Genomic DNA, 23,862 nt, shown 5'->3' with positions numbered 1-23,862 from the left:
TCTTAATCGCAATAACATGGTGGTCTTCCAAATGAATAGGTAAGACCTACACTGAAAGTATTCATCCAATCTTTAGATTCTGTATCTCCTAAAGCTCTCTTGTGTATAATTTCTGCTTCTCTTTCTTTCGAAACAATATAATAATTTCCTGACTCCAAAAGAGATCCTTTTGTATTAGGACTTAAAATATCTCCGTTATACTTAGACACTACATCTTTATCTAACAGCTTACTGTGATCTAACTGATCTGTAAGTGAATATCTAAATGTTGCTTCTGCAAACACAGCCCATCCGTGGTTAAATTTATACTTCAAACCAACACCGAAAGGAATGTGCGCAACCACTTTTTTACCCAAAGAATATTGTGTAGTCGTTACGAAATCCAATTCATTAATAGGAGCCTGAGCAACTCCATCAGAATTTCTTCTGAAATCATGAGTAACTGTAGCTTTAGGTGCATCGAAGACCAATCCTCCAACTCCTCCAAAGATGTAAGGGCTAATCATACTTAACTGCTCATTATTTACAGGAAATAAATTATATTCGAATATTAAACTCGCTTCATAAATATTATTTTTCCCGTAAGAATTTCTATTTCTTCTGTATTCTTCTTTTGCAGCTTTATCGCTAAACTGAACCTGATTATAACCTAGATCTAATCTTATTGTCTGATGAGGGTTAAAATTAAATCTATATAAAATACCACCATAAAACGGAAATCCTAAATCTGAAACCCTGCTCAAATCCAATGGCTTTTGCAAAATGTAATTGGTTTTACCTATATCTCCTACAAGATTACTCATCCCTAATCGAATTCCCAATTCATTTCTTTGTGCTTTCAAACTTACCACAGTTCCTAAAAGGGTAAGAAAGCTAAACAATAATTTTTTATTCATAAAGAATACGGATTTATGGTTATTTTAAAAATTTAATTTTTGCAAATATAAAACATTTTTATATTAAAGATATTCTTAATGCTTAGTTAAAAATAAACAAAAAAATATAATTTGTTATAAAGTAAACGGCAAAGTAGCAAATTTATTCTTTTTTTAATACTAACAACTATAATTTATAAAAAAATAAACCCCACGTTTATGGGGTTTACTTCGTTATCTATTGAATATTGATTTCATTTTGTCTCTAATCTTAATAAGTAACGGCTCTTTATAATTTTTATCTTCATCAAAATATCCGTAGCCATAACCGTAGCCGTAGCCATAACCGTAACCGTAACCGTAGCCATAACCTTGTTTCACCACATAATCATTATAAACAAATCCTAAATGTTTAATTTCACCGTTATGATATTTTTCAGTAATCATTTTAAGCATATACTTTTCTGTATATTCATGGCGAACTATATACAAATTGGCATCAGAATACTTCATTAATTCATAAGAATCTGCTACAAGACCTACAGGAGGAGAGTCGATAATAATAAAATCATAAAGATTTTTCAGTTCTTCTATAAATTTAATATTTCTTTCACTCATTAGTAGCTCTGATGGATTAGGCGGAATTGGTCCTGAAGTAGCCACATCCAAATTAGGAATTCTTGTTTTGTTGATAATCTGTTCAACCGTAGCTTCACCAGTAAGGTAGTTTGATATCCCTAATTTATTATCAATATTAAAATCTCCGAAAATCTTTGGCTTTCTCAAGTCCATCCCGAGTAAAATCGTTTTTTTATCGCTCAATCCTAAAACTGATGCTAAATTGATGGATACATACGTTTTGCCCTCACCTCCTACAGAAGAAGTAACCAATATTACCTTACTTTTATTATCATCTCCAGACAAAAATCTTACATTAGCTCTAATACCCCTAAAAGCTTCGGATACGGAAGATTTAGGAGAATCTAAAACGGTGAGCATATTTTCGCTGGCATTATTACCAATAACCCCTAGTAGTGGTATTTTAGTAACACTGATAAGTTCTTTAATATTTCTAATTTTACTGTCAAATAAACTTCCCAGTAAGATAATCAACAGCGGTATTGCTGAAAACCCCGCCAGAATAGCCATTTTAGTTGCTTTTACATTCGGTCCTATCGGTCCTTGACCCAAATTCTTAGCTGGATCGATTACTGTAATATCAGACTGATTGGTTGCCAACCTCATTTTGCTCTCATTCTGTCTGCTTAAAAGACTATTATAGGTTGCTTCAATCATATTATACCCTCTTTCAGCATCCAAATATTTTCTCTGTTTTTCAGGATAGGTTGATAAATCTGAACTTGCCTCGGCAATTTGCTGGTCTAATTTATTAATCTGTGTGGTATAAACATTATAGACATTTCTGAGCGAACCTGAAGAATTGCTCATAGCTTCATTGATTAACCTATTCACCTCTTTAATTGGCTCTGAATTAGGAGTATAAATAGTTGAAAGCTCTCTTTTTTTCATATATAAAGCTTTCAATTCAGAAACAGAAGCCGTAAACATTCCATCATCGAATCCTGCCGCAGAAGGACTAATCATTTTATCAAAATTTTTAGAATCTACTGTACTTCTAATATTCTTCAGAGAATTCATTTTGCTTAGAAAATCAGCTTTTTTCGCCTCCAGCTCCTTTATTTTATCTAGAGATTTTTCATCTCTGTTATTAATATCATATAATTTTTCTGAAACTTTTAGATGATTGAGATATGCAGCACTAGAGTCTAACTTTTTTCGTATGTCTAAAAGATTTTCTGCTAGATAGGCTTCGGTACGCTGATCTACAGTATTCTGATCATTAAATCTTTTTTTACGCAGCTCTTCAATAGATGTATTGAGAAAATTTACTGTACTGTTCAGATTGTATCCTGTTTTAGAAACAATCATTATTGTATTAATTTCTTTATCAAAATCTACTCCTACAGAGCCAATAATGTTATTTACAGCATCATTCACCGTGCTTAGATTTACAATAACATTGTCTAGTTTAATCTTTGTTTCAATAGGATTAGGCACTAACCTGAAACGAAGATTAGGAGACGTATACCATTCGTTAACTTTAATAATTTTATTCGCAGGTCTTGGAAATGAATTAATATTTTGAAAACCTTCAAACTCATAAGAATACAGACTGGAAGATTGCCCATCTTTCGGCAGTACTACTTCATAAGAATTATTCCCTTTGGGAATTAGCGTTATCGGATAATTAACCTGCTGTAAATGTTTTCTATCTACATCCAAAAACACAGGTGAATCATCTTTATCCAGGTAAGTTGCTTTTATGGTTCCTTTTGTCTGATAATTCACAAAAAGATTTAATTCGTGAACCAAGAATTCGTTATGAGATCTTGATAAAAGCATTTTTTTCAGGTAAATCCCATCCTGATTTCCTCCTTGTCCCCAAATAAAGTTAATAGACTGGTTGGGTGTAAAATAACTGGATGTATTATTGGAGATACTCAGAGAAAGATTAGACGCATATATATTCTGCGCATAATATTTACCATAAAACCAAGAAACAACATATCCTATGGAAAGTGTGAGCACAAACCAATACCAGTTTTTAAGTAACCTTCTTAAAAAATGTTCAACATCAAAAAGCGCAAAAGAACCGAATTTTTCTTTAGGTGCATCATTCTTAGCTCCCTTATTATTGTCTTTTCCCGGAATCATAATTAAAGATTTTTAATAAGTAGATAGATGGACATTGCGGTAGTAATTACAGAAACTCCGCTGATAACTGTTTGTAAAGGATCTTTACCAAAACCATTAAGACTTCTCTTATTAGTAGAGAGCAAGATTTCGTCTCCATTTTGTATGTAGAAGTACGGAGAATTCATAACATCTTCTCTTGTGATATCTATTTTTGCTTTTTTAATTCCTTCCGGAAGTTTGCGGTAAATGACAATATTCTTACGGTCGATAGTTCGGTTCATTCCTCCATTCATAGCAATAGCTTCCGTGAGGGTAAGTGTATTTTTGTATGCTTTTTTTTCTCCAGTCATTCCTGTTGATTCAATATCTCCAAGAATATAGTAAGTAATACCATCTGTATTTAGTCTTACCTGAGATTTACCTTCCTGAAAATTTTCATTTACTTTTTCCTGAATTTCAGCTGTTATTTCATCCAGAGTTCTTCCTTCTACCTTAATAAATCCTATCCCAAATATATTAACTTCACCTTTAGTATCAACTTTCAAACCTCTAAAATAAATAGTAGCATCACCTCCAACACCAGTACCATTATTAGTACCCATTACACTAATAGAAGTTCCTCCTCCTAATCCTGAAGTATTTAAGGAAGAATAAAACTGTGCCGCATCACCTTTGGGTGTTGTAACAATATCAAGAGTTAACATGTCATTTTTTGTCACTCTATAAATAGGGATATTATATGGGATTAAGCCTTCTTCGTTAATAACCAAACTCTCACTTTCCTGCATATATTTAACGTCCTTAGAAGTAAGGCAAGAAGTAAGAATAAGCGGAATAATCAGAAATAATAAATTTTTATAAATTTTCATCGTCATAAAATGTAGTTGCAAAAATAGAGATTTAATTAATACTTCTTTGTTTATCGTTTTGAAAAGCAAGTATAAGATCCGGAATATAGGCTCCTATAAAACCCAAAATCAACACCGTAGCCAGAAGAATATTCACATTAGAATGCCTTAAAAAGTAGGTAATAAGTATAATAAATAAATAATATATAATGATATAAAAACTAGCTCTTCTGTGAGTAAGATTCAGTTTTAGAAGTTTATGATGAATATGGTTTTTATCTGCCTCAAATGGAGATTTTCGGTTAAAAAGCCTAATTACGATAACGTTTAAAGTATCCACAATGGGTAATATAAGTATTGCAACTGCAATAACTGGTGCAGATTTCAAATGATATCTGGGGATGTCTAATCTTTCTTTATCAATAAAAATATCAATAAAACAGATACAAGTAAAAGCGAGCAAAAATCCTAGTAACATAGAACCGGTATCTCCCATAAAAATTTTTGCTGCTCTGTAATTGGAGAGATTATAATATAAAAATGCCAAAACAGAACCAATAATTACAGAAGAAAGAATTACCAAGGGGTAATTATACGGTCCTAAGTGATAATAACTGATACCGAAAAGTGCACTGCAAACTACAGAATATCCTCCTGCAAGACCATCTATCCCGTCAATGAGATTAAATGCATTAATAAGAATAATGAATGTGATAATTGAGAAAATAACACTTATCCAATAATTAATTTCATAAATACCAAATATCCCAAACAAACTTCGAATTCTTACATCGGATCCAATCACAATAAACACAGAAACTACGATTTGTGCAATGAGTTTTTTGTAAGCCCGCATTACTACAATATCATCCATTATTCCCACATATAGAAGAATGATAAGTGATGCAAAAAGAAATTTATATAAATCGAAAATTTCGTAGGCAAAAATAGAGGTGCATATTCCTATGGAATAAAAAATAGCAATTCCGCCAAGATTGGGGATTTTCCTGAGATGGGAACTTCTCACCCCTGGTTCATCCATCAGATTTTTTCTTCTGGAAATCTTAATTATGGTAGGAATAGAAAAAAAAGTGATTAAAAAAGAGAATAAAAACCCTAACCCTACTTTTACATAAAAAATAGAAATTCCTGTTTGAGTTAAGAGTAATTCAAAATTTTTCATCGCTGTTTTTATTATCTACTTTGCCAATTTGGGAAAGCAAAGTGTAAAAAAATCATTGTTTCAGGGCACAGAAACAACAATATTGCTATTTGTGTTACATAAGTTTTCTTATCAACTTTTTCTGTCCTGAAAAGAAAAGAAGATAGAAAATCTTTTTTTTCAGCGGCAAAGATAAAATATAATTTTTACCGAAACGACTGTAGAACAATATATCTTTCAATTTAATCCCTCTTTTTTCAATAAAATAGGATAATTGCCCAGACATTTTGTAAAACACTTCATCACTTTTCACAAAAGCGAGATATGCGAGAAAAGTATAAATACCCTCAAGAATCTGAAAATTTTTTAATTCCTCATTTTTATCAGAATATTTAGAAGTTGCAAAAGCCAATTCCACCTCTTCTACTGCTTTCAAAATATCAAGTCCTTTTTCGTTATGAGTTTTCGAAATAGAATCTGTTCTTTCAAAATATTGATAATGAAAATTCTGAGTCTGAGCCAAAACAGTGCACTTTAACAAAAGTTGTGGAATCAGCTGAATATCCTCATAATGAACCCCTTTTTTAAATCTCTTATCCTTAAACAATTCTTTTTTGAAGAGTTTATTGCACGCAAAATAACTTAAATCTGAAAAAACAGAAAAATGAGAACGCAAATCAATTTCTTCTGGCATATTGGGGATTTGCGTAAGTTTTTGGGTGACTTTACCGTGCTCATCCACTTTCTGAATATTACAGATAACCATTTCTGCGCTACATTTTTCAGCAAGATTGAGCATTTCTTCAAACATGGTTTCAGAAACATAGTCATCACTGTCTACAAAGCCTAAATAATCTCCCGAAGCTCTATCAATTCCAAAATTTCGGGCATCACTCAACCCACCGTTTTCTTTTGTAAAAGCTTTAATTTTTGATGGAAACTGGGCAGAAAACTCATCTATAATTCGCTGAGAATCATCAGTACTACCATCATTTACAACAATGATCTCAATATTTTGCAGGGTTTGGTTAACTAAGGAATTAAGACATTTAGCAAGATAATTTTCAACATTATATACCGGGACAATTACCGAAACTTTTGATAAAGCATTCATGAATTAAGCTTTTGTAAATCTCGGACTTAACCAGCCTTTTTTGGCTTCATCAAAATCTCTTCTCGAACATGGAATACAGTTTTCAATATTATCATCATCCCCAAAATACCAAAGATTGCTGAAAGTATCGCGTTTAAAAGCATACTGTCGGTCTTCAACAAGTACATAAAACATTTCGTAGCTTCTTTCTTTCGGATGAGAATGCTGTATGTTGATTCCTTCTATAAGATACCAAATCATTTGAGCTAAAAGCTGGTGATTAAGCTGATTTTCCGAGTAGATGTTATAATTGAAAATCCCTACAGACTTCAAATTTTCACTCAAGCCAATCTCTTTCATGTAAGCACAGATTTCACGTCTGTTGAGTCCATTTACCTGAGGATTCATAGAAAAACTCTCAGAAAAACTTTCGATTGCATCGCAATTTACCGTAACCAGATCTGCTTTTCTGAAAAATGGTTCTGTTTTTTCGGTAGAATTCATCATTTCTGCCAAACGGAGAATATCAAACTCCACTTCCTTAATAAGTTTTACCGAATCTGCTTCATTTAAATGCTTTTGATACCCTAAATGATGATAATTTTTAATCTGAAAATTTTTAGACCCAAGAATTTTGCTTAAAAATGTATGTTCGCTGATACTTTCACCTTGTTTAAGAGAAATAATATTGCTCAGCTGTGTATAACTGATATTTTTCTGATGAAAATGAAGTGCCGAAAAAAGTGAAAAAGCAAAATCGTTTGAACCACCTATAATAACCGGAATCGCTCTTTTATAATGGCAAGCCGATAAAACTTCCTGCAAAATATAATGAGAATCTTCTACCGACTTCCCGGAAACCAAATCCCCCAGATCCACAACCGGAATTTCAAAATCCAACTGAGAAAGCTTGTAAAATTCTTTTCGGATGGCTGTAAAATCCTGTACTTCAGCATCACCATTAGCACCTCTGTAATCTGAAACAAAAAGAAGCACAATACTGTCTTCCTTTAGTTCTTTGGTAATTCTGTGCCCAATTTGCCAGTTTTCCGTCTTAAAATTTCGTGGGGAAATGATGAAGTCTTCAAAATTCATGTGTTCAAATACTTATTAAAGCTCAAAAATATTAAAATTAAATGAGTATTAATAAAAAAGCACAGACTAAAAATCTGTGCTGATAATTTATTCAGAAATAATTATTTCTTTGTTGCTGGTTTTTTGGCAACCGTTTTTTTAGCTGTCGTTGCCTTTTTAGTTGCAGGTTTCTTAGCTGTAGGCTTTTTCTTTTCGGCAAAAGCTTTTGGATCCTGTGCGGTAATCCATTTTTTCACCTCATCCAAAGATACTTCTTTCAAATCTTCACTTTCATACTTGGTATCGTCTTTTTTCTTTGGAATTTTATAAATATTTTTTCCGTGTTTTACGATAGGACCCCATCTTGCATTTTCAATGGAGATTTTTTCAGCTTCCCATTGTTGAATGTAACGGTTGGCTTCTTTCTCTAATTTAGCTTCCACCAATTCGTTGATATCACTTTGAGAAAGATTATCGAAATTATACCTTTTCGGAACGTTGATGAAAACACTTTTATACTTTATGAAAGGTCCGAATCTTCCGCTACCTTTGGTAATAGGCTCCCCTTTATAGTTGGCAATCGGTGCATCTGCCAATTTTTTTTCATTAATAATTTCTTCTGCACGGCTTTGGTCTACAGAAAGAGGATCTTCACCTTTGGGAATGCTGATGTACGTTTCGCCCCACTTTACATATGGACCGAATCTCCCAACGCCAATGGTAACCGGATGACCGTCTACTTCATTAAGATCAAATGGAAGTTTGAAAAGTTCCAAAGCCTCTTCCAACGTAATGGTAGCAATATTTTGCCCTGATAAAAGCGATGCAAAAACAGGTTTTTCTTCATCATCCTGCTCACCAATCTGAATCATAGGACCAAATCTTCCGATTCTGGCGTTCACATTCTTTCCTGTTTTGGGATCTACTCCCAAAAGACGTTCTCCATTGGCTCTGTCTGCATTTTCTTCCACATCTTCAATTCTCGGATGGAATTTCGAGTAGAAATCGGTCATCATTTCTTTCCACTTCTGACCTCCATTCGCAATTTCGTCAAAACTCTCTTCTACTTTTGCCGTAAATCCGAAGTCCAGAATTTCCGTAAAATTATCTGTTAAAAAGTCATTAACCACTTCCCCGATGTCGGTAGGAACAAATTTATTTTTATCTCCACCGAATTTTTCGTCAAGAACTTCTTTTTTAATGACCTCTTTAACCAAAGAAAATTTCACCACCTCTCTCGTTTGTGGCTCTATTTCTCTTTTATCAACATATTCACGGTTTTGAATTGTCTGAATGGTAGGTGCATAGGTAGACGGACGCCCTATTCCCAATTCTTCCAGTTTTCTTACCAAACCAGCTTCGGTATACCTTGCACTTGGTTTGGTGAATTTTTCTGTTGCAGTAATCTTTTTATAGCTTAAAACCTCACCTACAGTAACTTTCGGTAATAGTTTTTCGTTATTTTCTTCATCATCATCTTCAGTCTTTACAATTCCGTAAGCCTTAAGGAAACCATCAAAAATAATAACCTCTCCCTGAGCTTCGAAATGCTGAGGAAGTTTTGCGTTACCTATTTCTATAACTGTTTTCTCTATTTTAGCATTTGCCATCTGCGAAGCCAGTGTTCTTCTGTAAATCAGCTGGTACAATTTGCTCAATTGAGCATCACCAATTGCTTTTACAGAAAAATCTGTTGGGCGAATGGCTTCGTGAGCTTCCTGTGCAGATGAAGATTTGGTAGTATAATTTCTCGGAGAAGAGTATTCGGCTCCATATTCTGAGACAATTTGTTTTTTAGCACCTTCAATGGCTTCCTGAGAAAGATTTACCGAATCGGTTCTCATATAAGTAATGTATCCTTCTTCATAAAGTCTTTGGGCAAGCCTCATGGTATTGGTTACATTATATCCCAGTCTTGATGATGCTTCCTGCTGAAGTGTAGAGGTAGTAAATGGAGCAGATGCAGAGCGGCTTCCCGGTTTAGTTTCCACATTTAAAACCTTGAACTCTGTATTTTTTGCCGATTCTAAAAAATTTTCAGCTTCGGATTCTTTATTGAAATCTTTTTTAAGTTTTGCAGAAATTTCCTGATTGGCATCATTCAAGAAAATACCATCCAGCTTGAAACTGGCTTTTGGTACAAAACTGCGGATCTCTTTTTCTCTTTCTACCACCAATCTTACGGCAACCGACTGTACTCTGCCGGCAGAAAGTCCCGGTTTTACTTTTTTCCAAAGAACGGGAGACATTTCGAAACCTACAATTCTGTCGAGAACTCTTCTTGCCTGTTGTGCATTTACCAAGTTTTGATCTATGTCTCTTGGATGCTCTATGGCTTTAAGAATAGCATTTTTAGTAATTTCGTGAAAGACGATTCTTTTTCTGTTTTCGGGTTTCAGCTTCAATTCTTCTGCCAAATGCCATGCAATTGCCTCTCCTTCACGGTCTTCATCGGAAGCGAGCCAAACCATTTCGGCTTTCTTTACTGCTGATTTTAATTCTGTAACCAGTTTCTTTTTGTCGGCAGAAACTTCGTAATCTGGGCTGAATGTGGCCAAATCTATTCCCATTCCTTTTTTAGGCAAATCCCGGATGTGCCCAAAGCTGGACTTCACCTCAAAATCTTTACCTAAATACTTCTGAATAGTTTTTGCTTTTGCCGGAGACTCAACGATTACTAAATTTTTCGACATTCCTGAAATTTTTGCAAAAGTAAGTCTTTTTTATTAAAGAAGATTCAGACCATTTTATTTAACAGTTCCAAAGGCACAAAGAACACTCTGTAGATGATCCCTTCCCAGGTGAAACCTCTGCCAGACATCTCAACTCGGTAGCATAATGAAAACAGGATAAAGATAAGAATAATTCCATTTTTCAAATCCAACTCAAATTTTTTGGAAACATCATTAGTACTGCGTTTTGGAAGATTTAACGCAAAAAGAATAATTAAAAATATCATATGAATATACATCCACCTTCCCCAATCTATTGCCAGATAAAAAAGTGGCAATGAAAAGAGAAATGCCGAAACCAAAGCAATAGACAGAAACTTTTTTTTCTTTTGATATTTTAAATAAAATGCAACCTGCGTTACACTGATGATAAAGCTTAAAAAATAAAGTCTATACTCATTAAAATGATCTGCAATATATTTTCTTTCATCAATATTCCAGAAGAATATTCCTTTAGTTAAAATAACACCTCGGTCTCGTAAAATCTCAAGAGAATTTCCTTCATTAATTTCCTTTCCGAAAAAATAGATTAAAACTGCGGGAATAAAGGTAACAGCAATGTATTTAAGATACCTCTGCCATTCTAATCTGCCTGTTTTCATGTACAATGCAATTAAAAAGTAAGGCACAAAAAATAAGGTGATTTCATGAAGAAACATCGCAATAAGTAACGCCAGACAAATGAGGTACTCTTTTGCTTTGCTTAATTTATTTTGATCTAAAAGATTGATGAATACAGCAAAAATGAAAAATACGATCAACTCTTTTTTCCCAACATAATCTACACAGTTAAAAATACCTATAAATCCTATAGAAGAAAGCAAAAGCGAAAGATAGAGGAGATCAGGATTTTTCCGCTGGATGATTTTAAAATAGGTATAAAAAAATCCGCAAATAATGATTACCTGAAAGAAATAAACCGCTAAATTCAGCTTTAAACCTGTAAGATCCTGAACGAGAAAAAAGAAAGATCCGGAAAGCCCTCTTCTTTTAAATCCTCCGTCCTGATAATTAATAAGCCAGTCACCCAGAATATATCCGTCTGAATTCTGATTATGAATAAAGGTAAAAATGAGTGCAAAAACCGCTGTCGCCAAAATAAGGAGATTAATCAGAAGTCTGACAGTAAAAAACTGGGATATTTTTTTCAAATGCGTAGTTTTAAAACAATAAAAACACCAAAAATGGTTGTCAAATTTGGCTTTTCTTATTTTTCAGTGTCAAAAATAGGAATTTATGTCTATTTTGAAACCTATTTTAAGAATTATTAAAAAAACAGACTTCACAAGCAAATAAGAATTTTAAAACTGACACTCTCTGTTAAGACTGCTTAATATTTTAAGATAGAGTTTTATGGAAGTAAATAATTTTGGTATCGTTCGATGGTAAAGTTTCCGTTGACGATGTTTTTAAAGGTAGAAAACACCACGAAATTGAAAATAAAGAGAGTTATAATAAATGTATAAATCAATCTTTTGGTATTATCATTAACTACATACATACTATTAACAATAATAATATACGAAAAACCAATAAATGCACCCGCAAGTCTGGAAGAGAAAATAGGATTGTTTCTAAAAATAAAATAAGCACAAATTCCTATAACCGCATAATTTCTGTGATATTCGTAATAGGGAAATTTCTCTTTCATAGGGGTATCAAAAAAGAAAAGAAAAAAAGTGAGTATAGCCATCATACCCTCGGGAATACCAAAACCACCATTTAGACGGGTAACGGATTCTTCGACATAACCATTAAACCCTTCCACCAGCATATTATCTGATGCAATACTATCTAGAAAATTACCAAAAACTCTATAAACCTCAAACGGAGATAGAAAAATACATGTAATAAATGCACCCAACATAACCAATTTATTCATAGGTATTCTCGCTATCCAATACATTGGTAAGAAAACATAACAAACATTATGAATTCCGGCTCCGATTAAAATAAATAATATATATAAAAAAAGCTGACGAGATTTTATAAATCTAATGGCATAATATGCAATAAAAGATCCCAAACATTGCCTAATCTGCCCACTTTCTCCAATAAAAAAACCTGGTATAAACATGAAGAGAATAAAGGTAAAAGGATAAAAAGTATTATCATCAATGTATTCCATTTTAAAAAAAACAGTAATTGCTGCAATCACTAGAGTAAACATATAAAATGGTGCATTGAAAATATTCAGCATCACTTTATTAATCAAAATAAAAAGCCACTCTAGCTCAAATGGAGTAGGTGGATCAAGATAAAATGCCTTAAAAAGTATGCTAACATAATCAATTTGACCTGAAAACGCATAAATCCCCACATAACTCCCATAATCTGGTCCCACTTGTTTCCGCAAACCAGCAATAAGTATAAGGAAAATTGCAAGATACCATTGGTATTTCCTATCAACTCTACGACCAAAAACTTCCTGTACACTAAAGAATAGCAACACAGCAATAACAATCAGGTAATAAGGGTGAAGTAAACTCATTTAATCTTTATAAAGATAATGGGTGTTTTGTGAAGAAATTACCAAACCTCCCAATATAAGGGGAAGGAAAAGCCTTGTTTCCCAAAACAGACCCACAAAAGTAATCATTCCGAGGTAAGGAACAGACAGAATTATAAAATTTTTAAAAACAATACGCTCCCCGGTTCCACAAATTGTATAGAAAAAATACAGAAAAATCGTCCCAAAAAGTAGACCTGCCAAATTAAACGGACTGCTAAAATTCTGCTGTAAATAAAAACCTTCTGCTAATGACGCTTCTTGCTGGATAATGAGTCGCAGACCAACGTAAGGAATTATAAAGGCAAAAACCACCATGAGCAATTCTCTGTAAAATCTGAAGTTGCTAAGTTTAAAATTTCTGTAATTGAAAAACAGAGATCCAAAAAAAGCAATATTTAGACAGGCTGTTTCCCGTACGAAAGTCGCAATAAAAACAGTACTGCACAGCATCATTAAATCTATATTCTTCCTGAATTTATAATATTTTAAACTGAAATAAATTCCCAGAAGAAAAAAGAATACTGCTAAAGAATCGCAATTGGTAGGAACATACTGCACAATGGCTATTACAAAAAAACCAACCAATTGTAAAAGTCTTCTTATTCTTATATCAGAAGCCAAAACATTGGGGCTGAACTTTAAAATCTTATCTAAAACCACAGACGATGCTGTAAAAAAAACAGCATTAATCAAAAAAATACTGTGATAAAAAATGGTACCGTGCTTTAAAATGAATGATTTTGCTCCGGGTAGATTGGTATTAATGAAATAACTAAGAAAATCAGTAAAATATACACTCAAAAAATTGGGTATCACGCGGTAGGCATACACTGAAGAAAACATAAAATCAGGAGCTTTCTCCATGGTTTTCAGTGCAACATAAGATGATTGAAAGCCGTAATAAACTATGAATATCAGCAAAAACGGAAGAATTGCTGTAAAAAGAAAGGAACTTATTTTTTCATCATTGTTTTGCAACATACACCTCAGAATGTAATGTTAGGCTCTGCCGTGAATCTTAACTCTGCAAAAATAGATTTTTTACCTATAAACAGCAAAACTTAATGAATAAAGTTTTGAGCGTGAGACTAAAAAATTAAATTTGCAATCAGATTTTATCTTACAATGCACCGCATTTTTATTCACTTATATTATTTAATTTCCAAGAACAGAATAACATCCTTAGCTTTCGCTTTGTTTTTTTTGATGGTTTGCGGATTTTTCGCCTCCAAAATTAATTTTGAAGAAGATATTTCGCAGATTATTCCTAAAAATGAAAAATCTGATCTTACGGCAAAAGTGCTGAATCAACTCAATTTTTCAGACAAAATTATTGTAATCATTGAGAAAAAATCTAATGAGAATGATTTTCAGCTTTCTGAAACTGCAGATTCTTTTTTAAATAAAATTCAGCCCTTAGAGAAATACATTGCCTCAGTTCAGGGAAAAGTGAATGACGATGAAATTTCTGAAACTTTCGATTTTGTCAATCAGAATTTACCGCTGTTTCTAGATGAAAAAGATTATCAGGAAATTAGCAGAAGGCTTGATAAAGACAGTATTTCTAAGCAGGTAGAAAGCAATTATATGTCTTTGATTTCGCCTGCAAGTCTTGTTACCAAAGAATTCATCAAAAAAGACCCGCTCGGTATTACTTTTTTAGGCATAAAGAAGCTTAATACACTCAACATCAGTAAAGATTTTAAGCTGGAAGACAACTATATCATCACTAAAGACGGAAAAAACCTGTTGCTTTTCATCAATCCGAAAAATAAAAGCAACGACACCAAAAACAATGAAATTTTCATCAACAGTTTAAATAATATCAAAGACAATCTCAACAAAGAATTTAAAGGAAAAACAGAAATCAGCTATTTCGGCTCGCCCGTCATTGCTGTTGCCAATGCGCAGCAGATTAAAAAAGACATTCAGAATACCGTTGTTATTTCCATGGGGGTTCTACTTATTTTACTGATGTATTATTTCAGGAATTTCTTCACCCCTCTCATTGTTTTTTTACCTACAGTTTTCTCAGTTTTTCTCTCTTTGCTGATTCTTTATTTTATAAAAGACAAAGTTTCTGCCATTTCCCTCGGAATTGGTGCCATCTTAATAGGAATTACCATAGATTATGCACTCCATATTCTTACGCATTACAAACACAACAATAATATTGAAGAGCTTTACAAAGAAATTACGCAGCCTATTATCTTGAGTAGTGCCACAACGGCAGTTTCATTTCTCTGTTTGGTATTTGTACGTTCCGAAGCTTTAAAAGATCTTGGTCTTTTTGCTGCAATGACGGTTTTCATTTCTTCTTTTGCAGCACTTATTATTGTTCCGCAATTGTATCATCCAAAACAAAAGAACGAACATTCCAAAAGCAATTTTATAGACAAAATCGGTAATTATCCTTACGAAAAAAACAAACCGCTCATTATAGCGTGTTCGGTTATCATATTGGCTTGTTTTTTCGGTTTCCGGCATGTGGGTTTTAATAAAAACATCGGAGATCTTAATTTCATTCCGGAAGATCTAAAAATAACCGAAGCTAAAATTCAGAAACTTTCTGATATCACTTCAAAATCTGTTTATACTATTGCTTACGGCAATTCTGAACAGCAGACTTTGAAAAAAAATTCGGATCTGTCTCAGTTTTTAGAAAAAGAAAAAAAACAAGGGAAAATACTGAGCTACAACTCCATCGGAAGTATCGTTTTATCTGAAAAAGATCAGCAAAAAAAACTTGCCCAATGGAAAGACTTCTGGAATCAGAATAAAAAAAATGAGACCATTAACGAGCTGATTGAGAATGGAAATAAATTTGGTTTCAATTCTTCTGCATTTGATCAGTTCAGCCATAATTTAAACAAAGCCTATTCTGTTATAAGCCTAAAGGAATATGAAAAAATAAAAGCACTTCAAATTGGGGAATTCTTAAGCAATGATAAGGGTTTTTATACCCTATCTAATGTGGTGAAAGTAGATGATAAAAACAGAGATGCCTTTATAAATGATGTTGAAAAAAACCAGAAAGCTCTGGCAATAGACCGCCAACAGATGAATGAGAATTTTTTGGGTCTGCTGAAAAATGATTTCAATACTTTAATCAATTACTCGCTTCTTGCAATTGTTATCACAATTATTCTTTTCTTCAGAAATTTTGAATTATCGCTCTTAACTATGTTCCCTATTGTTTTAACAGGAATCGTAACGGCGGGGCTACTCTATTTCTTAGGTCTGGAACTTAATATTTTCAGTACCGTGGTCTGCACTCTGGTTTTTGGTGTTGGAGACGATTTCAGCATTTTTCTCACCAAAGCAATGCAGAAAGAATATACAACAGGAAAAAACGAGCTTCCCACATACAGAGTTTCTATCATTCTGGCTGTTTTCACTACCATTTTATCCATCGGATCACTTATTTTCGCTAAGCATCCAGCTTTGCATTCTCTTGCTTTAGTTGCATTAATCGGGATGTTTTCGGTTATTGTGATTACCTCAACTTTGTATCCTTTCTGGTTTAGATTTCTCATTACCAACCGAACAAAAAAAGGGCTTTCGCCCATTACATTAAGGCTTTTCCTGCATTCTGTCTTATCGTTTTTATATTATGGTTTATTTGGTTTTACCATCTCTGTTTTCGGAAGTTTTTTTGCTAAAAAATCCCATGGGAAAACATTGTATATGATTAAACTGCTTGTTGCAAAATTTTTGGGGTCGGTTTTATACACCAATCCTTTTGTAACGAAAAAAATAATCCGAAATCCGAATGAAAACTTTAGCAAACCTGCCATTATTATTGCTAATCACACTTCGTTTCTAGATACTTTGGCAGTAGCATTGGTGAATCCTAAAATTATTTTTCTCGTGAACGATTGGGTCTACAATTCGCCTGTTTTCGGAAAAATGGTGAGAGCTTTAGGGTTTTATCCGGTTTCTCAGGGCATAGAAAACGGGCTTGATAAACTTCGCGAAAAAACAGATCAGGGATATTCGCTCATCGTATTTCCTGAGGCAGAAAGATCTTTTGACAATAATATAAAACGTTTTCATAAAGGGGCATTTTATCTTGCAGAACAGCTGAATCTGGATGTTTTACCCTTATATATCCACGGAAATTCTGAAGTATTGCCAAAAGGAGATTTCATCATCTATAATGGAAGCATTACCATTAAAATTGGTGACAGAATTTCTAATGAAGATAAGTCTTTCGGGAAAAATTATTCTGAACGAACGAAAAAAATAAATGCTTATTTCCGTGAAGAGTTTGCCAAGCTGAGAAATGAGCTTGAAGACGAAAATTATTTCAAATACAAGCTTTTCTTAAGCTATTTATACAAAGAAAACGAAGTAGTAAAAGCGGTAAAAGAAGATTTTAACAAAAATAAATCTCTTTATTACGAGCTCAATCAATGGATTGCCAAAGATGCGGTTATCTTACATATTGCCGATGATTTCGGGCAGAAAGATGTTCTTCTTACACTTCAGCAGGCGAAAAGAAAGCTGTTCAGCCAGATACGAGATTCAGAAAAAAGAGCCGTTGCAAAAAACAATTATCTGGTAAAGAAAAGAAAACTGTTTTATATTGAAAACCAAGCAGAAATCAATAAAAAGGTTGATGTGCTTTTAATTTCAGATCAAAATTTCGATCTAAACAGCATTACAGATTGCCCGGAAACCGTTATTCTCCTCAATATTGAAAATAATGTTTTTGAAAACCAAAATTATAAACAATTGTTTAATTCTGGTTCATTAAAAATATTTAGGCACGAATAATAAATCTAAAATCATATTTTTGTAATACATAAAAAAGATTAATGCAAAAAAACATACTCGTAATTTATTATACTCAGACCGGGCAGCTGGAAGATATTGTAAAAAATATTGCGAAACCTTTTGAAGATAAAAAAACTGAATACAAAGTAACTTATTACAATATTCAGCTAAAAAAAGACTTCCCATTCCCATGGCCGGGTGATGTTTTTTTCAATACATTTCCAGAATCTTATTTACAGATCCCAAGTGAAATTTTACCTCCACCGGAAGAAGTTCTCAATACAAAATTTGATCTGATTCTTTTCGGATATCAGGTATGGTATCTTACCCCTTCTATTCCTATTATTTCTTTTCTGAAAAGCGGTTTTGCTGAAAAGATAATGAAAGATGTACCGGTTGTCACTATTTCAGGCACCAGAAATATGTGGATGCTGTCTCAGGAAAAATTAAAAGTATATTTAAAAAACCTCAACTCAAAATTAGTAGGAAATATCGCTTTGGTAGACAGACATGATAATTACACCAGCGTTCTTACCATTCTGAGATGGCTTACAACGGGTAAAAAAGAAAAATCCGGAATGTTACCCGCCGCAGGAGTTTCGGATGAAGAGATACAGGGCTCGGTAAAATATGGCAGAATTATAGAGCAACATTTCAGCAGTAATTTTGTTGGTCTTCAGCCGGAACTTGTAAAAAACGGAGCTGTGGAAATACGCCCTTTTTTGGTAAGAGTAGAAAAAGTGGGCAACAAAATCTTCACTGTCTGGTCTAACCTTATCATCAGAAAAAAAGAAAAACGCCCTTTGCTTATTAAACTCTTTAAGGTATATTTGATGGCAGCGATTTGGATTATTTCGCCAATTGTTCTTATATTTCACCTGCTTCTTGCTCCCCTTTTATGGAAAAAGAGAAAAAAACAAAGAGAATATTTACAAGGTATTAATTTAAAATAAAAAAATGAACGAAGTATTTATAACCAAGGCATCTACATACTTGCCAAATGAGCCGATTTCTAATGATGAAATGGAAAGCTATCTTGGCCTGGTGAATAATACCCCTTCTAAAGCACGTGCTTTAATCCTGAGAAACAATAAGATTACCACGAGATATTATGCTTTAGACAAAAACGGAAAACCTACACATACCAACGCACAGATTACGGCAAAAGCTGTGGAAGGTCTTTTTGATGAGCATTTCAAAAAAGAAGATATGGAGCTTCTTTCCTGCGGAACGACTTCTGCAGATCAGATCCAGCCTTCCCATGCATCTATGGTACACGGCGAACTCAACATGGGAAAATCTGTAGAAATTAACACTTCTACAGGATTATGCAATTCCGGAATGAATGCTTTCAATTATGCATTTTTAAATGTGAAAGCAGGTGTGAAAGACAATGCAATCTGCGTAGGTTCTGAAAGGTTTTCTGCATGGATGACCGCAGATAAATTCAACCACGAAGCCGAAAATCTTAAGCTTTTAGAAGAAAAGCCCATAGTAGCCTTCAAAAGAGAATTTTTAAGATGGATGCTTTCTGACGGAGCAGGAGCTCTTTTATTGGAAAATAAACCGAGAGAAAACAGCACTTCTTTAAGAGTAGAATGGATTGATTTTTATTCTTATGCACATCAAATTGAAGCATGCATGTATTCCGGTTGCGAAAAACAGGAAGACGGAAGCCTGAAATCCTGGGCCGAATATCCTGCCGAAGAATGGCTGAACCAGTCTATTTTTGCTTTAAAGCAGGATACTAAAATTTTAGATAAATACATTCTGGTGAAAGGTGCCGAAAGTTTAAGAGCTTCTTTTGATAAGCACGAGCTCGATCCCGATTCTATTGACCACGTTTTGGCACATATTTCTTCAGGTTATTTCAAAGAAGGCCTGAAAGAGGAGTTTGCCAACGTAGGCTTAGATTTCCCTTGGGAAAAATGGTTCTACAATCTTTCTGAAGTAGGAAATATTGGTGCAGGTTCTATTTTTATTGCCCTGGAACAGCTTATGAATTCCGGTAAACTTAAAAAAGGGGAAAAAGTGCTGCTCTGCATCCCGGAAAGCGGAAGATTTGCTTATTCTTGCTCACTTCTAACGGTAGTTTAATGGAAAACAGACTGCCTTCATCCGACAAGCAATTTGTAGAAAGCCTTATTCCTCAGAAGTTCCCTTTCGTTATGGTAAGTGAACTCGCAGAATATTCAGAAAATCATTTAATCTCCGGCTTTACTATAGAAGAAGAAAACATTTTTGTGAGTAACGGAATTTTTCAGGCATCGGGGCTAATCGAGCATCAGGCACAGAGTGTGGCTCTTCATACCGGGTATCAGTTTTATCTTTTGGGGAAACAGGCTCCCACAGGATATATCGGAGCGATAAAATCTTTTGAAGCCGAAGCATTACCAAAAATAAATGATGTTTTAAAAACCGAAGTTTCAATTTTAAATGAAATGATGGGCGTAACATTGGTGGAAATCGTCACCAAAATCAACAACGAAATCATTGCCAAATCACAGATGAAAACCGTAGTGAAAGATTAAAATTAAACAAAAAACTTAGCGGACTTAACCCGCTAAGTTTAAATAATAATCAATGGAACCAAAACAGGAAAACCTCATCGATATTTCTCAATTTTTGCCACATCGTACCCCAATGCTGATGGCAGATTATATCCTTGAGCTCAATCCTGAAAAAGTAGTCACTTCATTTGAAATAAAAGCAGACAATATTTTCGTCAGAAACGGTTTTTTTTCGGAATCAGGATTAATTGAGCATTCTGCACAGACATCTTCTTCCATTTTGGGGCAAAATTTCTTTGCCAGCCTCGATTCCGACACCAAAGTAATAGGTTTTATTACCAATATCAAAAAAATTGAAATTTTCGAACTTCCCGCAGTAGGAAAAAAGATCATTTCTAAAGCCTCATTAATTTCAAAATACGAAAACATCTGCCAGATTTTCTGCGAAACTTTTTTAGATGAAAAACTATTGATACGTACAGAAATCAGTCTTTTTATTCAGAAAGTAAATTAATTCAACTTCATTTTTCAATATTGAAGTCTGCTAATAATTTGATTTTCATCATACTAAAAATAACCAATACATTTTTTTATTGGTTATTTTTTTATTGGTGAAAATGTAATATTGAGCCTTGATACTATCATTTAAAGGAATTAAAAAAGCTACAGATATCTGTAGCTTTATATTTAATATTAAAAAGTTCAATTAAGACTTATCCTTTAAACTGTCCCATAGAAATAAACTTATCTTGTCTTTGGGTTTCAAGTTCTTTTCCTGTAAATTTTGAAAATGCTTTGATATTTTGCAAAATTGAATTTTTCAAGTTCAGATAAGTAGCTTCTGTATCGTAATGTGCTCCACCAAGTGGCTCTTCAATAATTCCATCGATGAATTTTTCTCTTAAAGCATCTTTAGGCGTAAGATTCAGTGCATTGGCTGCATCTTCTTTATGATCCCAGTTTCTCCAAAGAATAGAAGAGCAGCTTTCTGGTGCGATTACTGTATACCACGTATTTTCCAGCATATACACTTTATTTCCTACCCCAATTCCTAAGGCTCCGCCACTTGCTCCTTCACCGATAATATAAGTGAAAATAGGGGTTTTAAGCATCGTCATTTCGAAAATATTTCTAGCAATAGCTTCACCTTGTCCTCTTTCTTCAGCTTCAAGACCAGGATAGGCTCCCGGAGTGTCTACCAATGTAACTACAGGTATTCTGAATTTTTCCGCAAGCTTCATTAATCTTAAAGCCTTTCTGTATCCTTCCGGATTCGGCATTCCGAATCTTCTGTACTGTCTTTCTTTGGTTGTTCTTCCTTTCTGAGTACCGATAATCATCACTTTCTGACCGTCTAAAGTCGCCAAGCCACCAATCATAGCCGGATCGTCTGCAAAATTTCTATCACCGTGAAGTTCAAGAAAACTGCCTTTATCGACCATTCCGTTGATATAATCCAAAGTATAAGGACGATCGGGATGACGAGAAAGCTGTACTCTTTGCCAAGGCGTAAGATTACCATAGATTTCTTTTTTCTTTTCTATGATTTTATCCTCGATTTGGCTGCAGGCTAATTTTACATCAACACCACTTTCTTCTCCTACTAAAGAACAGGTTTGGTATTGATCCATTAATTCTTTTATAGGAAGTTCGAAACTTAAATATTCCATTCTTGAAGTAAATTAAATCTTTCAAATTTATGAAAAATTATCAAAATCTATTTAAAATTATTGATTGCATTGTGTATTCTGGATATAGACTCCTCTTTTCCAACGACTTGCATAATATCCGGAACATCAGGTCCTTTCAGTTCTCCAACTAAGGCTAACCGTAGCGGCATCATTACTTTACCCATCCCTAAACCTTTATTCTCCGCGAAATCATGAACGATTTGTTTAAGATTTTCAGCATTAAATTCAGATTTCTCCAGGGTTTGAGCTAATTCTTGTAAAATCTCAGAAGTGTCTTCATTCCATGCTTTTTTCGCTGCTTTTTCATCAAAAGAAATTGGAGCCTCAAAGAAAAACTTCCCGTTTTCGTAGATATCTTTCGGGAAAGCGGTTCTTTCTTTCATCAAATGAACAATTTGCAGTAATTTTTCATCTGAAATATGTATGTTTAAATCTGAATTCTTAAGAATATTCATCAGTTCTTCATCTGAAGTTTTCTGAATATACTGATGATTGAACCATTCTGCTTTCTCTTTACTAAATCTTGCACCGGCTTTGTGAACTTTATTCAAATCAAATTCTTTTGCCATTTCTTCGAGTGAAAGAATCTCTTTGTCATCCGCAGGAGACCAACCCAAAAGCGCCACCATGTTAATAAACGCTTCAGGAAGATATCCGCTTTCTCGGTAACCTTTAGAAACATTTCCAGTCACAGGATCTGTGAAATTTAATGGAAATACAGGAAATCCGAATTTATCACCATCTCTTTTGCTTAATTTTCCTGAAATACCTTTCTTCAAAAATTGTTTTACGGATGCTGTAATTTCATCATCTTTATCGTTTTCATTAAGCATAGATTTAAATCTTGCACTTTTAACTTCGGCAAAAAATGATTTGATTAAAGTAGCCGATTCATCAAAAGAAAACTGATTGTTTTTCGCAATAAACTCTTCTGCGAAAGATTTCGTAATGCTATCAATATTCTCTTTTGTAATTAATGTTGAAATATCTGGTTTCAAAATCAAAGAAAGATGAGCAAACTGCGGCGCTTCCCAACCCATTGCCTCGTATAATAAAGTGTGTAAGCCTAATGATGGCAACCATTCTTCTCCACGGATAACGTGAGAAATTTCCATTTCATGATCATCGATGATATTAGCAAAATGATAAGTTGGCATTCCGTCATTTTTCACCAAAACTTTATCGTCTAAGGTGTTGGTATTTACCGAAGAATTTCCACGGATGATATCTATAAGATTTAGTGTTCTATCCACCGGCATTTTGAACCTTACCACATAAGGAGTTTTTGCTTCCAGCAATTTCTGAACTTCTTCCTCAGAAAGAGCAATGCTGTTTCTCAAACGGTTCCTTGATTTGTTATCATAAGAAAAAACTTCACCTCTAGCATCATATTCGGCACGGATGGCATCTAATTCTTCAGCCGTATCGAAAGCAATATAAGCATAATCTGTTTTTAAAATATGCTCTGTATATCTATCATAAATATCTCTTCTTTCAGACTGTCTGTAAGGCGCAAATTTCCCTCCTTTTTTTGGACTTTCATCGGCTATAATTCCGCACCATTCTAATGCTTCTTCGATGTAGTCTTCTGCCCCTTCCACATATCTTGCAGTATCTGTATCTTCAATTCTCAATACAAACTCTCCGCCTTGGTTTTTAGCAAAAAGATAATCATATAATGCCGTTCTTACGCCTCCTAAATGTAAAGGTCCCGTAGGACTTGGAGCAAAACGTACTCTTACTTTGTCCATTTTTAAATAAAATTTTTGCAAATTTACTTAAATTAAATGTTTTTGATGAGCATTAATCTCAATGAGATTTGGTTTTTTAATCTTATTATCTACATTTGTAAAAACTGAGAAGAATAA

Annotated in this window: 17 protein-coding genes; 5 read left to right on the top strand and 12 right to left on the bottom strand. The window is 33.8% G+C overall.

The features are described 5' to 3' along the window. Positions 1–2: 2 nt before the first annotated feature. The 10 genes from MTP08_RS01680 to MTP08_RS01635 form a co-directional block, all read right to left on the bottom strand. On the bottom strand, positions 3–896 hold the full coding sequence (locus MTP08_RS01680; protein WP_209390689.1) for a DUF6089 family protein: 894 nt from the start codon (positions 894–896) through the stop codon (positions 3–5). 213 nt (positions 897–1,109) lie between these two features. Continuing rightward, positions 1,110–3,611, bottom strand: a complete 2,502-nt coding sequence (locus tag MTP08_RS01675; RefSeq protein WP_243576791.1) for an exopolysaccharide transport family protein — start codon at positions 3,609–3,611, stop codon at positions 1,110–1,112. A 2-nt stretch (positions 3,612–3,613) separates the two neighbouring features. Further along, positions 3,614–4,462, bottom strand: coding sequence for a polysaccharide biosynthesis/export family protein (locus tag MTP08_RS01670; protein ID WP_243576790.1), 849 nt, complete (start codon positions 4,460–4,462; stop codon positions 3,614–3,616). A 31-nt stretch (positions 4,463–4,493) separates the two neighbouring features. Next, complete coding sequence (locus MTP08_RS01665; RefSeq protein ID WP_243576789.1) at positions 4,494–5,624, bottom strand: glycosyltransferase family 4 protein; 1,131 nt, start codon at positions 5,622–5,624, stop codon at positions 4,494–4,496. Between the two features lie 94 nt (positions 5,625–5,718). Beyond that, positions 5,719–6,717 (bottom strand): glycosyltransferase family 2 protein, encoded by a 999-nt coding sequence (locus MTP08_RS01660; RefSeq protein WP_243576788.1) that lies wholly within the window; start codon positions 6,715–6,717, stop codon positions 5,719–5,721. Positions 6,718–6,720: 3 nt separating this feature from the next. Further along, entirely contained in the window at positions 6,721–7,791 is a 1,071-nt protein-coding gene (locus MTP08_RS01655; RefSeq protein WP_243576787.1) for a formimidoylglutamase, read from the bottom strand. Between the two features lie 101 nt (positions 7,792–7,892). Next, positions 7,893–10,463 carry a type I DNA topoisomerase gene (gene topA / locus MTP08_RS01650; protein WP_243576786.1) on the bottom strand — a complete coding sequence of 857 codons (2,571 nt, stop codon included), beginning with the start codon at positions 10,461–10,463 and terminating at the stop codon, positions 7,893–7,895. Between the two features lie 44 nt (positions 10,464–10,507). Beyond that, positions 10,508–11,653: a hypothetical protein gene (locus MTP08_RS01645; RefSeq protein ID WP_243576785.1), complete on the bottom strand. Its 1,146-nt coding sequence runs from the start codon at positions 11,651–11,653 to the stop codon at positions 10,508–10,510. Between the two features lie 200 nt (positions 11,654–11,853). Beyond that, complete coding sequence (locus MTP08_RS01640) at positions 11,854–12,993, bottom strand: EpsG family protein (protein ID WP_243576784.1); 1,140 nt, start codon at positions 12,991–12,993, stop codon at positions 11,854–11,856. Continuing rightward, positions 12,994–13,995, bottom strand: a complete 1,002-nt coding sequence (locus tag MTP08_RS01635; RefSeq protein ID WP_243576783.1) for a hypothetical protein — start codon at positions 13,993–13,995, stop codon at positions 12,994–12,996. 144 nt (positions 13,996–14,139) lie between these two features. Here MTP08_RS01635 and MTP08_RS01630 point away from each other — a divergent pair, with 144 nt between their 5' ends. From MTP08_RS01630 to MTP08_RS01610, 5 genes are read left to right on the top strand one after another with little or no spacing between them, the layout of a single operon-like run. After that, positions 14,140–17,793 carry an MMPL family transporter gene (locus tag MTP08_RS01630; protein WP_243576782.1) on the top strand — a complete coding sequence of 1,218 codons (3,654 nt, stop codon included), beginning with the start codon at positions 14,140–14,142 and terminating at the stop codon, positions 17,791–17,793. 41 nt (positions 17,794–17,834) lie between these two features. After that, on the top strand, positions 17,835–18,746 hold the full coding sequence (locus MTP08_RS01625; protein WP_209389850.1) for a dialkylrecorsinol condensing enzyme DarA: 912 nt from the start codon (positions 17,835–17,837) through the stop codon (positions 18,744–18,746). A gap of 4 nt (positions 18,747–18,750) precedes the next feature. Continuing rightward, on the top strand, positions 18,751–19,890 hold the full coding sequence (locus MTP08_RS01620) for a beta-ketoacyl-ACP synthase III (RefSeq protein ID WP_243576781.1): 1,140 nt from the start codon (positions 18,751–18,753) through the stop codon (positions 19,888–19,890). After that, a complete protein-coding gene (locus MTP08_RS01615; RefSeq protein ID WP_243576780.1) occupies positions 19,890–20,324 on the top strand; it encodes a hypothetical protein in 435 nt (144 codons plus the stop codon). The genes MTP08_RS01620 and MTP08_RS01615 overlap by 1 nt, the downstream gene beginning before the upstream one ends. A 52-nt stretch (positions 20,325–20,376) precedes the next feature. Next, positions 20,377–20,817 (top strand): ABC transporter permease, encoded by a 441-nt coding sequence (locus tag MTP08_RS01610; protein WP_243576779.1) that lies wholly within the window; start codon positions 20,377–20,379, stop codon positions 20,815–20,817. A 199-nt stretch (positions 20,818–21,016) separates the two neighbouring features. Here the strand turns inward: MTP08_RS01610 and MTP08_RS01605 are convergent, their stop codons facing one another. After that, on the bottom strand, positions 21,017–21,973 hold the full coding sequence (locus tag MTP08_RS01605) for an acetyl-CoA carboxylase carboxyltransferase subunit alpha (RefSeq protein WP_243576778.1): 957 nt from the start codon (positions 21,971–21,973) through the stop codon (positions 21,017–21,019). Positions 21,974–22,020: 47 nt separating this feature from the next. After that, a complete protein-coding gene (gene gltX / locus MTP08_RS01600) occupies positions 22,021–23,745 on the bottom strand; it encodes a glutamate--tRNA ligase (RefSeq protein ID WP_243576777.1) in 1,725 nt (574 codons plus the stop codon). Between the last annotated feature and the right edge of the window lie 117 nt (positions 23,746–23,862).

The organism is Chryseobacterium oryzae (assembly GCF_022811665.1).
Taxonomy (GTDB): Bacteria; Bacteroidota; Bacteroidia; order Flavobacteriales; family Weeksellaceae; genus Chryseobacterium; species Chryseobacterium oryzae.
This window is presented reverse-complemented; position numbering and strand designations above follow the sequence as displayed.

Excerpts from the sequence above, each read along its gene's own strand:
- MTP08_RS01605 (WP_243576778.1), bottom strand. The coding sequence starts at position 21,973 with ATGGAATATTTAAGTTTCGAACTTCCTATAAAAGAATTAATGGATCAA.
- MTP08_RS01670 (WP_243576790.1), bottom strand. The coding sequence starts at position 4,462 with ATGAAAATTTATAAAAATTTATTATTTCTGATTATTCCGCTTATTCTT.
- MTP08_RS01620 (WP_243576781.1), top strand. The coding sequence starts at position 18,751 with ATGAACGAAGTATTTATAACCAAGGCATCTACATACTTGCCAAATGAG.
- MTP08_RS01660 (WP_243576788.1), bottom strand. The coding sequence starts at position 6,717 with ATGAATGCTTTATCAAAAGTTTCGGTAATTGTCCCGGTATATAATGTT.
- MTP08_RS01640 (WP_243576784.1), bottom strand. The coding sequence starts at position 12,993 with ATGAGTTTACTTCACCCTTATTACCTGATTGTTATTGCTGTGTTGCTA.
- MTP08_RS01635 (WP_243576783.1), bottom strand. The coding sequence starts at position 13,995 with ATGTTGCAAAACAATGATGAAAAAATAAGTTCCTTTCTTTTTACAGCA.
- MTP08_RS01675 (WP_243576791.1), bottom strand. The coding sequence starts at position 3,611 with ATGATTCCGGGAAAAGACAATAATAAGGGAGCTAAGAATGATGCACCT.
- MTP08_RS01625 (WP_209389850.1), top strand. The coding sequence starts at position 17,835 with ATGCAAAAAAACATACTCGTAATTTATTATACTCAGACCGGGCAGCTG.
- MTP08_RS01610 (WP_243576779.1), top strand. The coding sequence starts at position 20,377 with ATGGAACCAAAACAGGAAAACCTCATCGATATTTCTCAATTTTTGCCA.
- MTP08_RS01630 (WP_243576782.1), top strand. The coding sequence starts at position 14,140 with ATGCACCGCATTTTTATTCACTTATATTATTTAATTTCCAAGAACAGA.
- topA (WP_243576786.1), bottom strand. The coding sequence starts at position 10,463 with ATGTCGAAAAATTTAGTAATCGTTGAGTCTCCGGCAAAAGCAAAAACT.
- MTP08_RS01615 (WP_243576780.1), top strand. The coding sequence starts at position 19,890 with ATGGAAAACAGACTGCCTTCATCCGACAAGCAATTTGTAGAAAGCCTT.
- MTP08_RS01655 (WP_243576787.1), bottom strand. The coding sequence starts at position 7,791 with ATGAATTTTGAAGACTTCATCATTTCCCCACGAAATTTTAAGACGGAA.
- MTP08_RS01680 (WP_209390689.1), bottom strand. The coding sequence starts at position 896 with ATGAATAAAAAATTATTGTTTAGCTTTCTTACCCTTTTAGGAACTGTG.
- gltX (WP_243576777.1), bottom strand. The coding sequence starts at position 23,745 with ATGGACAAAGTAAGAGTACGTTTTGCTCCAAGTCCTACGGGACCTTTA.
- MTP08_RS01665 (WP_243576789.1), bottom strand. The coding sequence starts at position 5,624 with ATGAAAAATTTTGAATTACTCTTAACTCAAACAGGAATTTCTATTTTT.